Genomic DNA, 715 nt, shown 5'->3' with positions numbered 1-715 from the left:
GATGCACCGAAGCTGGCACCATCGCTTGAAGATAAGTTAACAGAAATAGTTTGACCTGCGTTGGCACCTACCTGGAATGCTGCGGAAAAGCCACCGCTTAGCAATGCATTGCCCGCAAATTGAGTATCAGTACCGATTCTTGATAATTCTGCTACCAGCGCTGTTACTTCTTGTTGCAGTGCCGCTCTGTCAGCAGAGGAGTTGATACCGTTTTGTGACTGAATGGCCAAAGTACGGATACGTTGTAATGCCGTGGTGGTCTCGTTTAATGCACCTTCAGCGGTTTGCACCAGTGAAATCGCATCGTTGGCGTTGCGCACTGATTGGTCAAGACCTTGAATTTGTGAGGTAAAACGGTCCGTGATCTGCAAACCAGCAGCATCATCTGCGGCTCTGTTGATACGGAAACCTGAAGATAAACGTTCAAATGACGTGGATAACGCGTTGCCCGAATCGAATAACTGACGCTGGGCGTTCAATGAAGATACATTGGTATTTACAAATAAAGACATCTGTCTCTCTCCTACACTCTCGATCCGGGTGGCCTTGTGAGGTATTTGGGCTTTCCGGTGACTGTCGTCGTACAGTCATATCGTTAATATTCAACAATCACTTGTTTATTGGTTTTATTAAGTGATTGTCACTGGCTCTCTCACTTAGGGTTATCGTTATTTCAAAAAAAACCTTGAAGGTTTTTTGAGCTTTTTTGAGAAAA

The 715-nt window shown here is 44.9% G+C and carries 1 protein-coding gene; it reads right to left on the bottom strand.

The window, feature by feature from the left end:
- A partial coding sequence (locus ACXAGP_RS22085) for a flagellin N-terminal helical domain-containing protein (RefSeq protein WP_475263961.1) occupies nt 1–512 on the bottom strand: 512 nt, incomplete at its 3' end.
- Between the last annotated feature and the right edge of the window lie 203 nt (nt 513–715).

The organism is Planctobacterium sp. AWM4_229 (genome assembly GCF_056160305.1).
The sequence above is the reverse complement of the archived record's forward strand: the minus strand, read 5'-3'. Positions and strand labels throughout refer to the sequence as shown.